The following is a 16649-nucleotide window of genomic DNA, read 5'->3' as shown; positions in this document are numbered from 1 at the left end:
CTGAGAACTTGGTTTGCGTGTCCTCGACGTTCTCTAACCAAGGGCCGCGCCGGTCGGGGGCGCAGGCAGGCGCGGCCCGGTCTTGTGTCCGGGCGGGACTGTTTCAGGGTCCCGGCAAAATCCCGCGCATGATTTATGGATTATTAACCCCAATTGAAAGCCAGCCAAACCTGCGGCATAGTCGCGCCAGCCGCCTGCCAGCGGCCTTTCTAGAATGACCACTGGACAGGACATGACGATGCGTTTTGTGAGCTCTTTTCTCTGTGCCGCGGCCCTGACGACTGCGTTCAGCGTACCCTCTGTCGACGCGGGCGTCATCGAAAGGGCCTGTCGTCAGTCGGAACGCGGCTATGCAAAGGCCGGGCTGTGCAGCTGCATTCAGAAAGTCGCCAACAAGAGCCTGACCCGTTCGGAGCGTTCCAAGGTGTCGAAGTGGTTTGCCGATCCGCATCAGGCCCAGGTCGTACGCCAGTCCAGCCATCGCGGCGATGAACAGCTTTGGGAACGCTACAAGGAATTTGGCGCCAACGCCGCGCGCGTCTGCGGCTGATACAGCCCCTCTGAAAGGCGTCTATTCAGATCAGCGTTACGACGGTCACACCCCTCTCATGCCTCCATGATGCGCTCCCGATTTTGCGCGGCCCACGGCCCGGCGCAGATGCTGCAGTGCCGCACAGGGGAAAACCGCTCCAATACAACCCTTGACCCCGCATCTTTCTGTCGTCGAGAAAGAAGATGCATATTTGGAGCATATTCATGTTGACGAAGGGTGTTACCCTAAGAGGGCTGGAAGTCTTTGCCGCCCTGGCAAGAACCGGATCCGTGGCGCAGGCTGCGGAGATGACCGGGCTCAGCCAACCCGCAGTCAGCCAGCAATTGCGGAATCTGGAAAAATCATTGTCCTGCGACCTGGTGGACCACAGCCGCCGCCCGATGGTGGTCACCCCGGCAGGGCGCACATTTCTGGCCCGCACCGAGGCGGTGCTTGCAGAGCTGCGTCTGGCGCAAAGCGAGCTGACGGTTGTCGATCTCAGCCACCTGCCCGAACTGTCGATCGGTCTGATCGACGATTTCGACAATGATCTGACCCCGCGGTTGGTGACCATCCTTGCCGAGAGCCTGACCAAATGCCGGTTCAAGATGATCACCGCCTCCAGCCACGACATCATCCGCGCCATGGAAGAGCGCGAGCTGCACATCGCCGTAGCCGCCACCACCGGTGCCCTGCACGAAGGGCTGGTGGAACTGCCACTGGTGCAGGATCCCTTTATTCTGGTGGCCCCAAAGGGGTTCATCGGCTCCTCGGATACTGGCCTTCCGAAGGTCAGCGTGAGCGAGCTGAATACCCTGCCGTTTCTGCGCTATGCACGGGACCAATTGATTTCACAGCAAATCGACGCCCATCTGACCCGTCAAAACCTTACCTTTGAAAGCCGGTTTGAGATTGGTTCGCACCTTGCCCTGATGGCCATGGTGGCGCGCCGGATCGGCTGGGCGATCACGACGCCGCTCGGGTATATGCGGGCGGTGCGGTTCCACGATCAGATCGAAGCCTACGCCCTGCCCTTTGGTGCCGCCGGGCGGACCATTTCCCTGTTCAGCGGCAACGACTGGGCGGATCAGGTCCCCCGCGATGTGGCTAAGACCATGCGGCACTTGATCCAGACACAGATGATCGATCCGGCGCTGGTCCGGCTTCCGTGGCTGGCAGGCGCGTTCAAGGTCATCGACAGCTAAGGCCGACGTCAGAGGGCGTGCCCTGCCTCCAGATGGGAGACCAGCCCACGCGCCGCCTGCTCGATCAGGTCGAGGCATCCGTCGAAATCCCGCGTATAATAGGGATCGGGCACATGATCCGCGCTGCTGCCCGCAGCAAAGTCGGTGAACAGCACCACGGGCGTGATCTGGTCTGGAGGCCTTTGCGCCTCGATATTGCGCAGATTGTCACCGTCCATCGCCACGATCAGATCAAAACGCGCAAAATCCTTCGGTTCGAACTGCCGCGCCCGCAAATCCGACAGATCCAGCCCTCGCGCCCGCGCCGCTGCCTGCATCGGCCCGTAGGGCGGCTCTCCCACGTGATAACCCGCCGTGCCCGCGCTATCCGTCTCGGCCTGCTTAAAAAGGTCGCGGAACACCCCTTCAGCTGCGGGCGAGCGGCAAATGTTTCCTAGGCAGACGAACAAAATGCGTTTAGTCATCGGGGCACACTCCTTTTGGCAAGACAGCAATAAGAGGCTTTGCGGCGATGGAAAAGAGTGCGGAGAAGATCGTCATCCTGACTGGCGCCGGCATTTCCGCCGAAAGTGGGCTCGGTACCTTTCGCGACGAAGACGGGCTCTGGGCCAAACACCGGATCGAAGATGTAGCAACGCCCGAAGGATTTGCCCGCGATCCCGATCTTGTGCACGCCTTCTACAACGCCCGCCGTGCGCAATCGGCCAAGGCCAGCCCGAATGCCGCCCACACAGCTCTGGGTGAGTTGCAGAAATCCTGGCCCGGAGAGGTGGTGATCATCACCCAGAATGTCGACGGGCTGCACGAACAGGGCGGCGCAGAGGATGTGCTGCATATGCACGGAACCCTGGACGGCGCCCTATGCGCCGCTTGCGATCATCGCTGGCCCGCCCCCGCCAGCATGTCACCCACCGACCTCTGCCCCGCCTGCGCCCAGCCCCGCACGCGCCCCGATATCGTCTGGTTCGGCGAAATGCCCTATTTAATGGAAGCGATCTACGACCATCTGGCCGAGGCGGATATCTTTGCGTCGATCGGAACCTCCGGTCAGGTCTACCCGGCCGCCGCCTTTGTGCAGGAAGCGCAGATGGCGGGCGCCCATACGGTTGAACTGAACCTCGAGCCTTCGGCTGGCGCCTCCAGCTTTGCCGAAAGCCGTCTGGGCCGCGCCAGCGAGATCGTGCCCCACTGGACCGGCGAGTTTCTGGCCCGCGCCTGAGCCTTTCAAAGAAAACGGCCAGCCCCCGGAAAAGGACTGGCCGCAATGTCTTGGCGCGATTGGCGCTGATCAGTTGTTGTGCTTCATGCCACCGTGACCGGGCTTGCGCTCCAGATCCACCGGCACCTCAACGTTGATTTCACCGGCTTTTTCAAAGACCAGCGTCAACGGCACCACATCGCCGTGATGAAGGGTCTGGGTCAGCCCCAGAAACATGACGTGGTCGCCGCCCCGCTTCAGCATGTGCACCTCACCCGCCGGAATGGCAAAGCCTTCTTCCACGTGCACCATCTTCATGACACCGTTGGCATCGCCCTGGTGGGTGTGCAGTTCGACCCGCTCTGCCACGTCAGAACGCGCATCGATCAGCCGGTCATCAGCGCCGGTATCGTTCATGATCTGCATGAAGGCCGCGCCGCTGGCGGACATCTTGGTCGATACGCGTGCATAGGCGTCCTCAACCATCATACCGCCCGCCATGGCGGCCCCGGCAAGGGTGACTGCGGCTGCGCTGGTGGCGGCGAAAACGAGGGATTTAAAAGACATTTTGAGTCTCCTGTAGCAAATTCTGTCTGATTTTCAGGGTGGTTTGGATTGGAAATCAGGCAGAGATCGGCGGGCCACGCGCCAGGGCGTATTGCCCGCAGGAGACGGGGATCAGGACTGTGCGATCGGGTGTCAGGTCCTGCAGAACCGGGCGCGCCGGGATTGGCAGCGCTTGCTGCACCGGCAGCCCAGCATCCAAGAGATGCATCACGCAGTCGGGACAATAATGCGGCGCCGGGACCGGTTGGCCGTCGCTGTCCACATAGATCGCCACCGGGCCGGTGCCCGTGCAGATCACGATCTGCCCCGAGGCATCCTGCGCCCCACGCATTGCGGCAGCGCTATGGGCGGTCAGCACCACAGCCAGGGACAGGAAGATCCCGATATATATCCGCATACGTCGCATCATCAGCAGCAGATATGCCCCCGCGCAGGGGCGACCGCAAGCGGCATTCGGTCACGCCATGAACGGCAAAACGCCGCGCTGGGATGTCCAGCACGGCGTTTTACGAAATCAGATCGGTCTGAAGCGGATCAGGCCTCGGCAGCTTGTGCCTTGGCGATCTCTTTTTTCACTTTCAGAGCGGTTGCGGACAGCTCTTCGTCCTTGGCTTTTGCCAGGAATGCGTCCAGACCACCGCGGTGATCAACCGAGCGCAGGGCTGCGGCGGAAATCTTCAACTTGACGCCACGGCCCAGAGTCTCGGACTGCAGGGTAACATCGTTCAGGTTCGGCAGAAACCGACGACGAGTGCGGTTCTTGGCGTGGCTGACATTGTTGCCAGTCATCGGGCCTTTTCCGGTCAGTTCGCAACGGCGCGACATAGGTTCATCCTTCGTATCTGGGGCGGCCTGCCGGACAAAACTCCGAATCTGCCGCCAAATCACAAGGGCGCGGCCATTGGCTGCGCCCGAAAACTGGTTGGATGCGTTTAGGAGGAATCGCTGACAGGGTCAAGCCATATGGCAGGGTTTTATCACCCACTCCGCCGGAAAGTGGCACAGCCCCGCCCAAACCGGACCGAACCCGGCCGCGCGCCGGGCCTGAAAGGTCCCCCTACCGCATCTGGTCAGCGGGTTTATTCCAGCCCCAGCCCCTTCAGCATGTCCCGCGCGGCTGCGGCAGGGGTCTGCTCTCCCGCAGCGACCGCATCCGACAGTTCCGCCATCCGGCCCTGCGCCCAAGGCGTTTCCAGCCTTGCCAGCATGGCCTGGCGCACATCTTCGGCAAACCAGTAACGCGCCTGATCTGCCCGGGTCCGCGCCCAATGTCCCGTCTCGCGCCGCCAGCCCGACAGATGCTCGATATCGGCCCAAGCGGCCTCCAGCCCCTCCCGTGCCAGCGCCGAAACCATCATCGCCTTGGGAAATCCTTCCGGATCCTGCGGACGCTTGCGCAGCAGCCGCAAGGCCCCGGCGTAATCGGCGCACGTGCGGGTAGCGGCGGGTTTCAGATCGCCGTCTGCCTTGTTGACCAGAATCATATCCGCCATTTCCATGATGCCGCGCTTGACACCCTGCAATTCATCGCCGCCCGCCGGGGCCAGCAAGAGCAGGAACAGATCCGACATCTGCGCCACCACGGTTTCGGATTGCCCCACCCCGACGGTTTCGATCAGTACCACGTCAAAACCTGCGGCCTCGCACAGTGACACCGCCTCCCGGGTGCGGCGGGCAACCCCGCCCAGCGTGGTCTGGCTGGGCGACGGGCGAATGAACGCAGATTTCTGACGGCTGAGATGCTCCATCCGGGTCTTGTCGCCCAGAATGGAACCGCCCGAGCGGGTCGAGCTGGGATCGACCGCCAGCACCGCCACCCGCAGGCCGCGTTCGACCAGCATCATGCCGAAGGCCTCGATGAAGGTGGATTTGCCGACCCCAGGCGTGCCCGACAGGCCGATCCGCAAGGCCTGCCGTTCCGCTTTGGCCAGCCGCTCCAGCAGGGACAGCGCTTGCTCCCGGTGATCGTCGCGCCCGCTTTCGACCAGAGTAATCGCCCGCGCCAGCGCGCGCCGGTCGCCTTGCAAAATCTTGTCACTCAGCTGCGCAATATCCATGCCAAAGCCCCTGTTCCCCGCCCCTTGCAGGGCCTCTGTCCGAAAGTTCCGCCTACTTGACGCAGGCAGGCCCGGATTGTCCAGTGCCGAGGCAGGCGCATTCAGCCGCAACCGCCGCGCCTCTGGACCCGGCACGGGTCTTTGGCGATAAGGCTGCCATGACACGCCTGCCCATTGATGACGCCCTGCCCGATCTGATCGCCGCCCTGCGCACGGGCGGCCGCGCCGTGCTGCAGGCCCCACCCGGCGCCGGCAAGACCACCAAGGTACCGCTAGCCATGCTCGAGGCCGGTCTCTGCGATGGGCGCATCGTCATGCTGGAGCCACGCCGCCTGGCCGCCCGCGCCGCCGCTGAACGCATGGCCGAAACCCTGGGCGAGCGCCCCGGCGAAACCGTGGGCTACCGCATTCGCGGCGAGTCGAAGGTCAGCAAATCCACCCGGATCGAGGTCGTTACCGAAGGCATTCTGACACGGATGCTGCAATCGGACCCCGACCTGCCCGGAGTCGGCGCGGTGATCTTCGACGAATTCCACGAACGCTCGCTGAATGCTGATCTCGGCCTCGCGCTCTGTCTTGAGGTCGCGGGCGCCCTGCGCGACGATCTGATCCTGCTGGCGATGTCCGCAACGCTGGATGCCGCCCCCGTCAGCGCCCTGATGGAGGCACCGCTCATCACCTCCGAAGGGCGCAGTTTCCCGGTGGAGACCCGTTGGCTCGATACCCCGCTTGGCCTCAAGGCCCGCCGCACCGATGCGCTAGTGGATCTGGTTACCCGCGCCGAGGCAGAAACCCGCAAGGACGGCGGCGGTATCCTCGTGTTCCTGCCCGGTGAAGGCGAAATCCGCCGTGCCGCTGCCGCGCTCGAAAACCGACTGCCTGGGGACTGCACGGTGCATCCCCTGTTTGGCGCCCTGCCCTTTGCCCAGCAGCGCGCTGCCATCCAGCCCGCGAAATCAGGGCGCAAGGTGGTGCTGGCGACCTCAATCGCGGAAACCTCGCTTACCATCGACGGGGTTCGTGTGGTGGTCGACATGGGACAATCGCGCCGCGCCCACTTCGATCCGGGGTCCGGCATGTCGCGGCTGGTCACAGAAAAGGTTACCCGCGCCGAGGCAACCCAGCGGCAGGGCCGTGCCGGCCGCGTTTCCGAAGGGGTCTGTTACCGCCTCTGGACCAAGGGCGAGGAAGGCGCGCTTGCCGCCTTTCCCCCGGCGGAAATCGCATCCGCCGATCTGGCCGGTCTGGCGCTGGAACTGGCGCTCTGGGGCGCTGGCGCCGAGGATCTCGCCTTTCTGACACCACCGCCCGAGGGCGCCTTGCAGGAGGCCCGCAACCTTCTGACCCTCTTGGGCGCGCTGGATGCACAGGGCCGCATCACCACCCACGGCAAGGCGCTGTCGGCGCTGCCCCTGCATCCGCGCCTTGGCCATATGCTGCTACGTGCGGGCCCTGATCAGGCCGCCCCAGCCGCCACGCTGGCCGCGCTGCTGGCCGAGCGTGATCCCCTGCGCGGCGCCCCTGCCGACCTGATGCTGCGGCTGGAGGCGCTGAAGGTTCCCAAGGCGTTCCAGCGCAAACGCCCCTATCAACTGGCCCTGCCAGTGGTCGACCGGATCCGCGCAGAGGCCCGCAGGCTGCAACAGCAACAGCGCAAGGCCCGCTCTGACGCGCCGGTGGTATCAGACCTGTCAGCAGCCGGGCTGGCCGCGCTCGCCTATCCCGACCGCATCGGCCAGCGCCGCAAGGGCGATACGCCGCGCTATGTCCTGTCGGGGGGCAAGGGGGCGATGCTGTCGCCCGAGGACACGCTGGCCGCCGCGCCCTTCATCGTGGCGCTGGACACCGACGGCAACCCGCGCGAAGCAAAGATCCGCATGGCGGTGCAGATCGCCCTTTCCGATATTCGCGCGCTGTTTGCCGATCAGATCCGCTGGCAGGACAGTTGCGCCTGGTCCAAACGCGACCGCCGCGTCGTGGCCCGCAGCCAGGAGCGCCTTGGCAGTATCGTGCTGGATGATCGCATCTGGAAGGACGTCCCGACCGAGGCCATCGCCAAAGCCATGCTCGACGGGGTGCGCGATCTGGGTTTGCGCCTCAGCGGTGCTGCCGCCCGGCTGGTGGCGCGGGTCGAGCTGCTGCGCGCCGATGGGCATGATCTGCCCGATTTCTCCAATGACGGGCTGATGGCAACACTAGACGATTGGTTGCTGCCGATGCTGACCGGGGTGAAAACCGCGCAGGACTGGAAACAGTTCGACCTGCTGCCCGCCCTGCGGGCCGCCCTCAGCTGGGAGCAGACGCAGCTTCTGGACCGCGAAGCGCCGGGCCATTTCGTCACGCCGCTGGGCCGCAAGATCCCGATCGACTACGGGGAAGAAGTGCCGGAAATCGCAGTGCGATTGCAAGAGATGTTCGGCGTGACCCGCCATCCCGCCGTGGGCGGCGTGCCGCTGAAGGTGACGCTGCTGTCCCCCGCACAGCGCCCGATCCAGATCACCCGCGATCTGCCAGGGTTCTGGGCGGGGTCCTATGCGGACGTGCGCAAGGACATGCGCGCCCAATATCCCAAACATCCCTGGCCCGAAGATCCGACCGGTGCCGATCCAACCCTGCGGGCCAACCGGCGCAAATCCTGAGAGGTCCCCGGGCGAAAAAATCATCGCGCCGGAGCAGCGCGCCCCTGCGCGCTGCTAGGCCCAACGGCGGAGGCCGCATCTTTGATGCGGCAGATCGCGGGCGGGAGGTCCCCCTCTGCTAGAGCACCGGCCAGCTCAGTCCTTTGCCGCGTCGGCGCGCAGCGCAGGCAGGCCGATCCCGGTGGCTTCGAACCCGCCATCTGCGGCCAGCACCTGACCTGTGATGAAACTTGCCTTCTCTGACAGCAGGAAATTGATCGCCGCTGCGATCTCCTCTTCCTTGCCATACCGGTTCAGCGGCAGCGCATCATGATAGGCGGCGATGATCTCTGGGCTGTGAACCGCCATCGCCAGCTTGGTCGCCACCGGTCCCGGCGCCACCGCGTTGACGCGAATCCCGATCTCGCCCAGCTCTGCCGCCTGTTGCAGCGTCAGCTGCGCCAATGCCGCCTTGGAGGTACCATAGGCCACCCGCAGGGTGCTGGCGCGCAAGCCCGAAATCGAAGTGATATTCACCACCGCCCCGCCACCATCCGCAGCGAGCAGATCGGTAAAGGCCTGGGTCATCAGGAAGGGACCATCCAGATTGGTCTCCATCACCCGGCGCCACCGTTCAAAGGTAGTCTCGCGGATCGGGCCGAAATCGGCGACGCCCGCGTTGTTCACCAGCCCGTCGAGCCGCCCGAAGGCTGCCGTGATCTCCGCGACAGCCCGCGCCACATCCTCGGGGCGCGAAACATCCGCATTGATCAGGGTAAGGCCTGCCACCTCTTTCCCGGCCGCCTCCAGCGCTTCGCTGTCGCGGTCCAGGATCGCCACCTGCCAACCCTCAGCCAGCAGCCCCTTCGCCGTCGCCAGCCCGATCCCGCGTGCCCCACCGGTCACTAATGCAGCTTTCATCCTTGTCCCCTCCCGCTTTCTTGCTCTGATGGCCTTGCAGCCGGTATCATGTCGAACCCTGGCGCGTCTTTGCCGCCTGCCCGGCTGTTGCGGAAAAAGTTCACAATTCAGAGACGAACTCAAGACACCATTGTAAATTCGCCTTTGGGACATATGTTGTGGTCAACCCCAAATTTACTACCATCTCCCCGTCCGGTTTCCGGCCCGGGGCAAAAGCATAGCAAGAAACGAAAGCAGTTCAGGCATGACAACACTCCTCGCCAAGGCTTGGGAAGAGGTATTGCGCCCCCTTATTTTCCGCCCAAAGCGGATTCAGGTGGCAGCCCTGTGCTATCGTACCACCAAATCCGGAAAAGACGTGCTGATGATCACCAGCCGCGGCACCGGCCGCTGGATCATCCCCAAGGGCTGGCCCATCAAAGGCAAGAACGGCCCCGAATCCGCCCTGCAAGAGGCATGGGAAGAGGCCGGCGTTGCCGATGCCCGGATCACCTCTGCCCCGCAGGGCAGCTATCACTACGTAAAGGAACGCGACAACGGCACCCGGCAGCCAGTGGAAACGCTGGTCTATATCGCCGAGGTCCAGCGCATCAAGGATGACTACCCGGAATCCGATCAACGCAAGCGTGTCTGGATGCCCGCGCAAGACGCGGCAAACCTCGTCCGGGAACCAGATTTGCAGTCGATCCTGCGACAATTGTAACAGTTTTATGATGGAATCGTGACACCGGCCTTGCGCCAATGGTGACGCGACGCTACCCGGTGGCCGACTCTTTTCGGCACAGCCGTCTGGCTGGGCATTTGGCATGGGGAACGGCGACATGAGCGAAAAACCCGATAGCAAGCACTGGGAAACCCTCGACAGGGACCTCAACCGGATCTCTCAGCTGGAGCTGGCAACCGCCTATGTCTCCCGCCCCTTGGTCGGCCCCGGCATCTCGCTGGCCTTTATCGTGCTGGCTGGTGCAGCAGCTGCCGTTTTCCTCGGCGGCACGCCCGGCAATTTCATCGTCATCGCTGCTGCGATCTTTGGTGCATATATGGCGCTCAACATTGGCGCCAACGATGTTGCCAACAACATGGGACCGGCGGTGGGTGCCAACGCCCTCACCATGGGCGGCGCCATCCTGATCGCTGCCATCGCCGAAAGCGCCGGTGCCTTGCTGGCCGGGGGCGATGTGGTGTCCACCATTTCAAAGGGCATCATCGATCCCGCCACCGTGGCCACGGCGGATGTGTTCATATGGGCGATGATGGCCGCGCTGGTGTCCTCGGCGCTCTGGGTCAATCTGGCCACCTGGATCGGCGCGCCGGTCTCCACCACCCATTCGGTGGTGGGCGGCGTCATGGGCGCGGGCATTGCTGCCGCAGGCATGTCCGCGGTCAACTGGGCCACCATGGGCAAGATCGCGGCCAGCTGGGTCATCTCGCCGGTTCTGGGCGGCGTCATCGCGGCGCTGTTTCTGGCGGTGATCAAGGCCAAGGTGATCTATCAGGACGACAAGATCGCCGCCGCGCGGCGCTGGGTTCCGATCCTTGTCGCCATCATGGCCGGTGCCTTTGCCGCCTATCTGGCGCTGAAAGGTCTGAAACGGATCATCAAGATCGATCTGGAAATCGCCCTTTTGATCGGTCTTGGCTTTGCCGTGGCAAGCTATCTGATCACCAAGCCGCTGATCGCACGCCAGTCTGTGGGACTTGAGAACCGCAACAAGTCGCTGAAAATCCTGTTCCGCATCCCGCTAGTAATCTCCGCCGCGCTGCTGTCCTTTGCCCATGGTGCCAACGACGTGGCCAATGCGGTCGGACCGCTGGCGGCCATCGTGCATGCAGCAGAGTTCGGGGATTTCGCCGCCAAGGTGGCTATCCCGACCTGGGTGATGGTGATCGGGGCCTTCGGCATTTCCTTTGGTCTGTTCCTGTTTGGCCCGAAACTGATCCGTATGGTCGGCAGCCAGATCACCAAGCTGAACCCGATGCGCGCCTATTGCGTTTCGCTTTCGGCAGCCATCACGGTGATCGTCGCCAGCTGGCTGGGTCTGCCGGTGTCCTCGACCCATATCGCGGTCGGCGCGGTCTTTGGCGTTGGCTTCTTTCGCGAATGGCACGCCGAGAACCGCCTGCGCAAATTCTCGCTGCAGCGTCCGGAGGAACTGCGCATCGCCCCCGAGGAACGCCGCCGCCGCAAGCTGGTGCGCCGCAGCCATTTCATGACCATCGTAGCTGCCTGGGTGATCACCGTGCCCGCCGCGGCACTGCTGTCCGGTGTTACCTTCTGGCTGCTGACGACGATCATTCGCTAAGCCTCAGCCAGGCACGAACTCGAAAAAGAAAACCCCTCGCCGCTGGTCTGCGGCGAGGGGTTTTACATTGCAGAGGCTAGGTGACGGCTCAGACGCCGAGGCACCAACGCATCACCGCCTTTTGTGCGTGCAGGCGGTTCTCGGCCTCATCAAAGATCACCGATTGCGGACCATCCATTACGGCAGAGGTCACTTCCTCTTCACGGTGGGCAGGCAGGCAGTGCATGAACAGGGCGTCGTCCTTGGCATGGGCCATCAGCGCGTCATTCACCTGATAGGGGCGCAGCATGTTGTGGCGCCGCTCTTTCGATGACTGGCTGTCATGCATGGAAACCCAGGTGTCCGCCACAACCAAATCGGCGCCTTCCACGGCCTTGACCGGGTCGCGTTCGATCACGACCTTCGATCCTGCCTTGCGCGCCAGACCGACGAATTCATCCTCGGGGTCCAGCTGCGCCGGGCCGGTAAAGGTCAGGTCAAACCCGAATTGTCCCGCCGCATGCAGGAAGGAGGCGCAGACATTGTTGCCGTCGCCGGTCCAGACCACCTTCTTGCCTTTGATCGGGCCGCGGTGCTCTTCATAGGTCAGGATATCGGCCATGATCTGACAGGGGTGGGTGCGGTCGGTCAGACCATTGATCACCGGCACATCAGCATATTCCGACATTTCGATCAGCACCGATTCATCAAAGGTCCGGATCATGATCAGATCCACATAGCGCGACAGCACGCGGGCGGTGTCGGCGATGGTTTCACCGTGGCCCAGCTGCATGTCGTTGCCCGACAGAACCATGGTCTGCCCGCCCATCTGGCGCACGCCAACATCAAAGGAAACGCGGGTCCGGGTCGACGGTTTTTCAAAGATCAGCGCCACCATGCGCCCGTCCAGCGGCTGTTCGTCATCGGGGGCGCCTTTGGGGCGGCCCAGGCGCGCCTGTTTCATCGCGCCGGCCTGATCGATGATGCCCCGCAGGGCTGCTGCATCGGTTTTGTGGATATCAAGAAAATGGTTCATGTCTTGTCACTTTTTGTCAGGGTGAAGCCGGGGGCATATCCCCCGCCTTCGCAATTGATCTGAAGGATCCGCTCAGGCCGCAGCGACTTGTTTGGCCGCCTTCTCAAGACGCTGAAGCGCCTCGGCGATATCCTCGTCGGTCAGGTTCAGGGGCGGCAGAAGGCGGATCACATTGTCAGCCGCCGGAACGGTGACGACCTCGTTGTCATAGCCCGCGTTGACCACATCGATGTTCACCGCTTTGCATTTGAGCCCTAGCATCAGCCCCGATCCGCGTACCTCTTCGAAGACCTCGGGATGGCTGGCCACCAGCCCTTCCAGCTTCTGGCGCAGCAGGCCCGCCTTGCGGTTCACCTCGGCCAGGAAATCCGGATCGGCGACCGCATCCATCACTGCGCAGCCCACCGCGCAGCCCAGCGGGTTGCCGCCGTAGGTGGAGCCATGGGTGCCCGCGGTCATGCCGCTGGCCGCATCCTCGGTCGCCAGCACCGCGCCGAGCGGGAAGCCACCGCCGATGCCCTTGGCCACCATCATGATGTCAGGAGTAATGCCCGCCCATTCATGGGCAAAGAGCTTGCCAGTCCGGCCCACGCCGCATTGTACCTCGTCAAGGATCAGCAGAATGCCGTGTTCGTCGCAAAGATCCCGCAGACCTTTCATGCAGGTATCGGGCAGCGGGCGAATACCGCCCTCCCCCTGTACCGGCTCGATCAGGATCGCAGCGGTCTTGTCATTGATCGCCGCCGCCACCGCGTCGTGATCGTTCCACGGCAAGTGCACAAAGCCCGGCAGCAGCGGACCAAAGCCCTTGGTCATCTTTTCCGAGCCCGCCGCCGCGATACCCGCAGAGGACCGGCCGTGGAAGGACCCTTCGAAGGTGATGATCTCGACCCGGTCGGGCTGGCCCTTGTCGTAGAAATACTTGCGCGCCATCTTCACCGCCAATTCGCAGCTTTCGGTGCCCGAATTGGTGAAAAAGACCGTATCGGCAAAGGTCGTTTCGACCAGCTTGTCCGCCAGCGCCTGCTGTTGCGGGATCTGATATAGGTTGGAAACATGCCACAGGTTCTGCGCCTGGGAGGTCAGCGCCTCGACCAGAGCCGGATGGGCATGGCCCAGCGCATTCACCGCGATCCCGGCGCCAAGATCCAGGAATCGGCGCCCGTCGGCCTCGATCAGCCAGGCGCCTTCGCCTTTGACGAACTGAAGCGGAGCACGATTGTAAGTCGGCAGAACGGACGGGATCATCAGGATCATCCTTTTTGAAACATTGAGGCCAAAGCTGTGCATAGCCGGGCCGGAGGGTCAATACTGTAGTCGGAGGGGGTTTGTACCATCATCTCGGCACAGGGGATCAAAGGCGCCACAGGGGCACTGAGGCTGCGGTTTACGCAGTCCGGCGTCGGCGTCGAAGCGCAGAGTTATGTGTACGTTTGATCATGGAATGGGTCCATAAGGGAGCTTTGATCAAAAAGGAACCCCTTTTGTGCAGCCCCCCTGAACAATTCGGCAACATGCTCTGGCCGCGCCTTTCCGACGCGCCGCTAATCCTTCGCTGGCGGCCGCGCTTTTTATCCTTGCATATCCGCGGGCACGGGCGCACCGATTGCGCATGAAAACTCCGACACCGCAAAATCCGATGCTGGCCGCCGCGCTGATCCTATTGGCAACCGCCTTTATCGCGGCGACAACGCTGATGGCGAAATCGCTGGGCACCGATGCTCTCGGGCCTGCGCTGCACCCGCTGCAGATCTCGCACGGGCGGTTTATCTTTGCCTTCGTGGTGATCTCATCGGTGTTGGCGCTGGTGCGACCCCGGCTGACCCGGCCACACTGGGGCCTGCATATCGGACGTACCGCCTTTGGCTGGGGCGGTGTGACGCTGATGTTTGCCGCTGTTGCCTATATCCCGCTGGCCGATGCCACGGCGATCACCTTTCTCAACCCGGTGTTCTGCATGCTGCTGGCGATCCCCCTTCTGGGCGAGCGCGTCGGCCCCTGGCGCTGGGGCGCGGCGGGGATCGCCTTTATCGGCGCGATGATCCTGCTCCGCCCGGCACCCGAGAGCTTTCAGCCAGCGGCCCTTCTGGCACTTGGCGCGGCAGCGGTGATGGGGCTGGAGCTGATTTTCATCAAGAAACTGTCGGGGCGCGAGGCGCCCTTGCAGATCCTGTGGTTCAACAACGGCATTGGTGTTCTGATCGCCAGTCTGGCTGTGCTGCCGGTCTGGCAGATGCCAACGCCGATGCAATGGGGCGCGCTGGCGGCACTGGGCGCGCTGATGGCCTGCGCGCAGGCCTGTTTCATCAACGGAATGGCGCGCGGGGATGCCTCTTTCGTGGCGCCCTTCAGCTATGCCACGCTAATCTTTGCCGCGTGTTACGACTTCCTCGGCTTTGGCGTGGTACCGGACGGGGTGACCGTTCTTGGCGCCTGCGTCATCCTGACAGGCGCCGCCATTCTGGCCTGGCGCGAGGGACGCCAGGCAAAACCGGCCTGAGGCCGCCCTTTATGCCTTCAGGCGATAGCCCCGGCGCAGCATCGACCAAGCCAGCAGGCTGATGGCGACCGTGGCGCCAATGCAAACCGTCGCACCCAGCAGCGGCGAGCTGTCGGAGGTGCCGATCACCCCATAGCGCACGCCGTCGATCAGGTAGAACACCGGGTTGGCATGGGAAATCGCCTGCAGCACCGGCGGCAGCGACTCGACCGAATAGAAAGTGCCCGACAGAAAGGCCAGCGGCGTCACGATGAAGTTGGTGATCGCGGCCATCTGGTCGAACTTGTCCGCGAAAACACCGGCGACGATGCCCAGCCCGCCCAGGAACGCCGCGCCCATCACGATGAAGAACAGCGCGACCAGCGGATGCGCGGGCACGATCTGAAGCGCCAGCATAAGCCCCAGCCCGATGGCCAGCGCCACCACCACACCGCGCGCGATGGCCCCGGCAAGGTAGCCCAGCAGCATCTCAAGCCCCGACAACGGCGGCATCAGCGTATCGACGATATTGCCCTGCACCTTGGAAATCACGATCGAGGAAGAGGTATTGGCAAAAGCGTTCTGGATCACGGTCATCATCATGATCCCCGGCGCCAGGAAGGTCAGGAAGGGCACCCCCATCACATCGCCACGCTTCGGACCGATCGCGATGTTGAAGATCATCAGGAACAGCGCCGCCGTCATCAGCGGCGCCAGCAGCGTCTGGGTCCAGACCACTGAGAACCGCTTGATCTCGCGCATCGCCAGCGTCTGCAGCCCCAGCCAGTTCACCCGACCGAACCGGCGCTCTCCCATTCCGACCCGGTATTCTGTTTCCGTCTCTGCCATGGTGCTTTCCTCGTTCCAGTCTTATGCGTGCTCCGGCGTGCCGCCCGTGCCCCATCTGCATACCTGCTGCATCCGCAGGTGCAAGACGCCTTGTAACTCGGGCCGCAGTGATTAAAATAGGCGTTTATATCGGAACTCGATGGCGGCCGCAGGATTCTGGGGCCGCTTTCAGCTTGGAAAGGCAACATATGTCCTGGACAGACGAGCGCGTCGAATTGCTCAAGAAAATGTGGGGCGAAGGTCAGTCGGCCAGCCAGATCGCCAAGGAGCTGGGCGGGGTCACCCGCAACGCCGTGATTGGCAAGGTGCACCGCCTCGGCCTGTCCAACCGCGCAGCCGGTGGCGCCAAAGCCGCCGAGCCCAAGGAAAAACCGGCAGCCGCTGCCGCTGCCAAACCGGCGCCAAAGCCAAAGCCACAGCCAAAGACGGAACCGGCCCGTCCGGCAACTCCGCCGCCTGCGGCCGCTGCCAGCGCGCCTGAAACCAAGGCCGCCATTCCGGCCCGCAAGCAGATCATTCCGGCTGGTCAGCCGCTGCCGCCGCAGCCCTCTGCCAATGAGATCAGCCCCGAAGCCCTGGCCAAGGTCAACGAGATCGAAAAGAAGGCCAAGAAGCTGACGCTGATGGAGCTGACCGAACGCACCTGCAAATGGCCCGTGGGCGACCCCGCGACCGAGGATTTCTGGTTCTGCGGTCTGCCCGTTCAGCAAGGCAAACCCTATTGCGAAGCCCACGTCGGTGTCGCCTTCCAGCCGATGAGCGCCCGCCGCGACCGCAAACGGTAATCGGCTCCGGGCCCACTGCTCGCGGTTCGGACCATTTTTCCCAATCAAGAAGCCCCGCCGTTCCCGTGCGGGGCTTTTTATTGTCACATGTAATTTCGCTGGGTGCCTGCAAAGGGGCAG

General features: G+C 63.3%; 17 protein-coding genes. 8 read left to right on the top strand and 9 right to left on the bottom strand.

Features of this window, described 5'->3' with window-relative positions:
* The first annotated feature begins 238 nt into the window (after positions 1-238).
* Both SM766_RS14760 and SM766_RS14755 read left to right on the top strand, forming a co-directional pair.
* Positions 239-550: a hypothetical protein gene (locus tag SM766_RS14760; RefSeq protein ID WP_065273772.1), complete on the top strand. Its 312-nt coding sequence runs from the start codon at positions 239-241 to the stop codon at positions 548-550.
* 206 nt (positions 551-756) lie between these two features.
* A complete protein-coding gene (locus SM766_RS14755) occupies positions 757-1737 on the top strand; it encodes a LysR family transcriptional regulator (protein ID WP_065272963.1) in 981 nt (326 codons plus the stop codon).
* 8 nt (positions 1738-1745) lie between these two features.
* Here SM766_RS14755 and SM766_RS14750 read toward each other — a convergent pair whose 3' ends face one another.
* Positions 1746-2201 carry a low molecular weight protein-tyrosine-phosphatase gene (locus SM766_RS14750; protein ID WP_368948266.1) on the bottom strand — a complete coding sequence of 152 codons (456 nt, stop codon included), beginning with the start codon at positions 2199-2201 and terminating at the stop codon, positions 1746-1748.
* A gap of 47 nt (positions 2202-2248) precedes the next feature.
* Between SM766_RS14750 and SM766_RS14745 the strand changes: the two genes are divergently transcribed.
* On the top strand, positions 2249-2956 hold the full coding sequence (locus tag SM766_RS14745; RefSeq protein ID WP_368948265.1) for an NAD-dependent deacylase: 708 nt from the start codon (positions 2249-2251) through the stop codon (positions 2954-2956).
* Positions 2957-3025: 69 nt separating this feature from the next.
* Here SM766_RS14745 and SM766_RS14740 read toward each other — a convergent pair whose 3' ends face one another.
* From SM766_RS14740 to meaB, 4 genes are all read right to left on the bottom strand, one after another.
* Positions 3026-3502 carry a copper chaperone PCu(A)C gene (locus SM766_RS14740; protein ID WP_065272960.1) on the bottom strand — a complete coding sequence of 159 codons (477 nt, stop codon included), beginning with the start codon at positions 3500-3502 and terminating at the stop codon, positions 3026-3028.
* 55 nt (positions 3503-3557) lie between these two features.
* Positions 3558-3899 carry a hypothetical protein gene (locus SM766_RS14735; protein WP_368948264.1) on the bottom strand — a complete coding sequence of 114 codons (342 nt, stop codon included), beginning with the start codon at positions 3897-3899 and terminating at the stop codon, positions 3558-3560.
* Positions 3900-4036: 137 nt separating this feature from the next.
* Complete coding sequence (gene rpmB, locus SM766_RS14730; protein ID WP_065272959.1) at positions 4037-4327, bottom strand: 50S ribosomal protein L28; 291 nt, start codon at positions 4325-4327, stop codon at positions 4037-4039.
* Between the two features lie 254 nt (positions 4328-4581).
* Positions 4582-5559: a methylmalonyl Co-A mutase-associated GTPase MeaB gene (gene meaB / locus SM766_RS14725; protein WP_368948263.1), complete on the bottom strand. Its 978-nt coding sequence runs from the start codon at positions 5557-5559 to the stop codon at positions 4582-4584.
* Positions 5560-5717: 158 nt separating this feature from the next.
* Here meaB and hrpB point away from each other — a divergent pair, with 158 nt between their 5' ends.
* Positions 5718-8198 (top strand): ATP-dependent helicase HrpB, encoded by a 2481-nt coding sequence (hrpB, locus tag SM766_RS14720; RefSeq protein WP_368948262.1) that lies wholly within the window; start codon positions 5718-5720, stop codon positions 8196-8198.
* A gap of 135 nt (positions 8199-8333) precedes the next feature.
* Here the strand turns inward: hrpB and SM766_RS14715 are convergent, their stop codons facing one another.
* Positions 8334-9098: an SDR family NAD(P)-dependent oxidoreductase gene (locus tag SM766_RS14715; protein ID WP_368948261.1), complete on the bottom strand. Its 765-nt coding sequence runs from the start codon at positions 9096-9098 to the stop codon at positions 8334-8336.
* A gap of 244 nt (positions 9099-9342) precedes the next feature.
* Here SM766_RS14715 and SM766_RS14710 point away from each other — a divergent pair, with 244 nt between their 5' ends.
* Positions 9343-9801, top strand: coding sequence for an NUDIX hydrolase (locus SM766_RS14710; RefSeq protein ID WP_065272956.1), 459 nt, complete (start codon positions 9343-9345; stop codon positions 9799-9801).
* Between the two features lie 118 nt (positions 9802-9919).
* Positions 9920-11401 carry an inorganic phosphate transporter gene (locus SM766_RS14705; protein WP_274830100.1) on the top strand — a complete coding sequence of 494 codons (1482 nt, stop codon included), beginning with the start codon at positions 9920-9922 and terminating at the stop codon, positions 11399-11401.
* A gap of 88 nt (positions 11402-11489) precedes the next feature.
* Here the strand turns inward: SM766_RS14705 and argF are convergent, their stop codons facing one another.
* Both argF and SM766_RS14695 read right to left on the bottom strand, forming a co-directional pair.
* On the bottom strand, positions 11490-12416 hold the full coding sequence (gene argF, locus SM766_RS14700; protein ID WP_065272955.1) for an ornithine carbamoyltransferase: 927 nt from the start codon (positions 12414-12416) through the stop codon (positions 11490-11492).
* Between the two features lie 72 nt (positions 12417-12488).
* Positions 12489-13664, bottom strand: a complete 1176-nt coding sequence (locus tag SM766_RS14695; RefSeq protein ID WP_065273768.1) for an aspartate aminotransferase family protein — start codon at positions 13662-13664, stop codon at positions 12489-12491.
* 364 nt (positions 13665-14028) lie between these two features.
* Between SM766_RS14695 and SM766_RS14690 the strand changes: the two genes are divergently transcribed.
* Positions 14029-14916, top strand: coding sequence for a DMT family transporter (locus SM766_RS14690; RefSeq protein WP_065272954.1), 888 nt, complete (start codon positions 14029-14031; stop codon positions 14914-14916).
* Positions 14917-14925: 9 nt separating this feature from the next.
* On the opposite strand, the gene SM766_RS14685 is transcribed toward SM766_RS14690, so the two are convergent.
* Positions 14926-15744 (bottom strand): ABC transporter permease, encoded by an 819-nt coding sequence (locus tag SM766_RS14685; protein WP_065272953.1) that lies wholly within the window; start codon positions 15742-15744, stop codon positions 14926-14928.
* A 188-nt stretch (positions 15745-15932) separates the two neighbouring features.
* Here SM766_RS14685 and SM766_RS14680 point away from each other — a divergent pair, with 188 nt between their 5' ends.
* Positions 15933-16529, top strand: coding sequence for a GcrA family cell cycle regulator (locus SM766_RS14680; protein ID WP_065272952.1), 597 nt, complete (start codon positions 15933-15935; stop codon positions 16527-16529).
* Positions 16530-16649 lie beyond the last annotated feature (120 nt).

The sequence above is a fragment of the Pseudophaeobacter sp. A-200-2 genome, assembly GCF_041008815.1.
Classification (GTDB): Bacteria; Pseudomonadota; Alphaproteobacteria; order Rhodobacterales; family Rhodobacteraceae; genus Phycobacter; species Phycobacter gallaeciensis_A.
The sequence above is the reverse complement of the archived record's forward strand: the minus strand, read 5'-3'. Positions and strand labels throughout refer to the sequence as shown.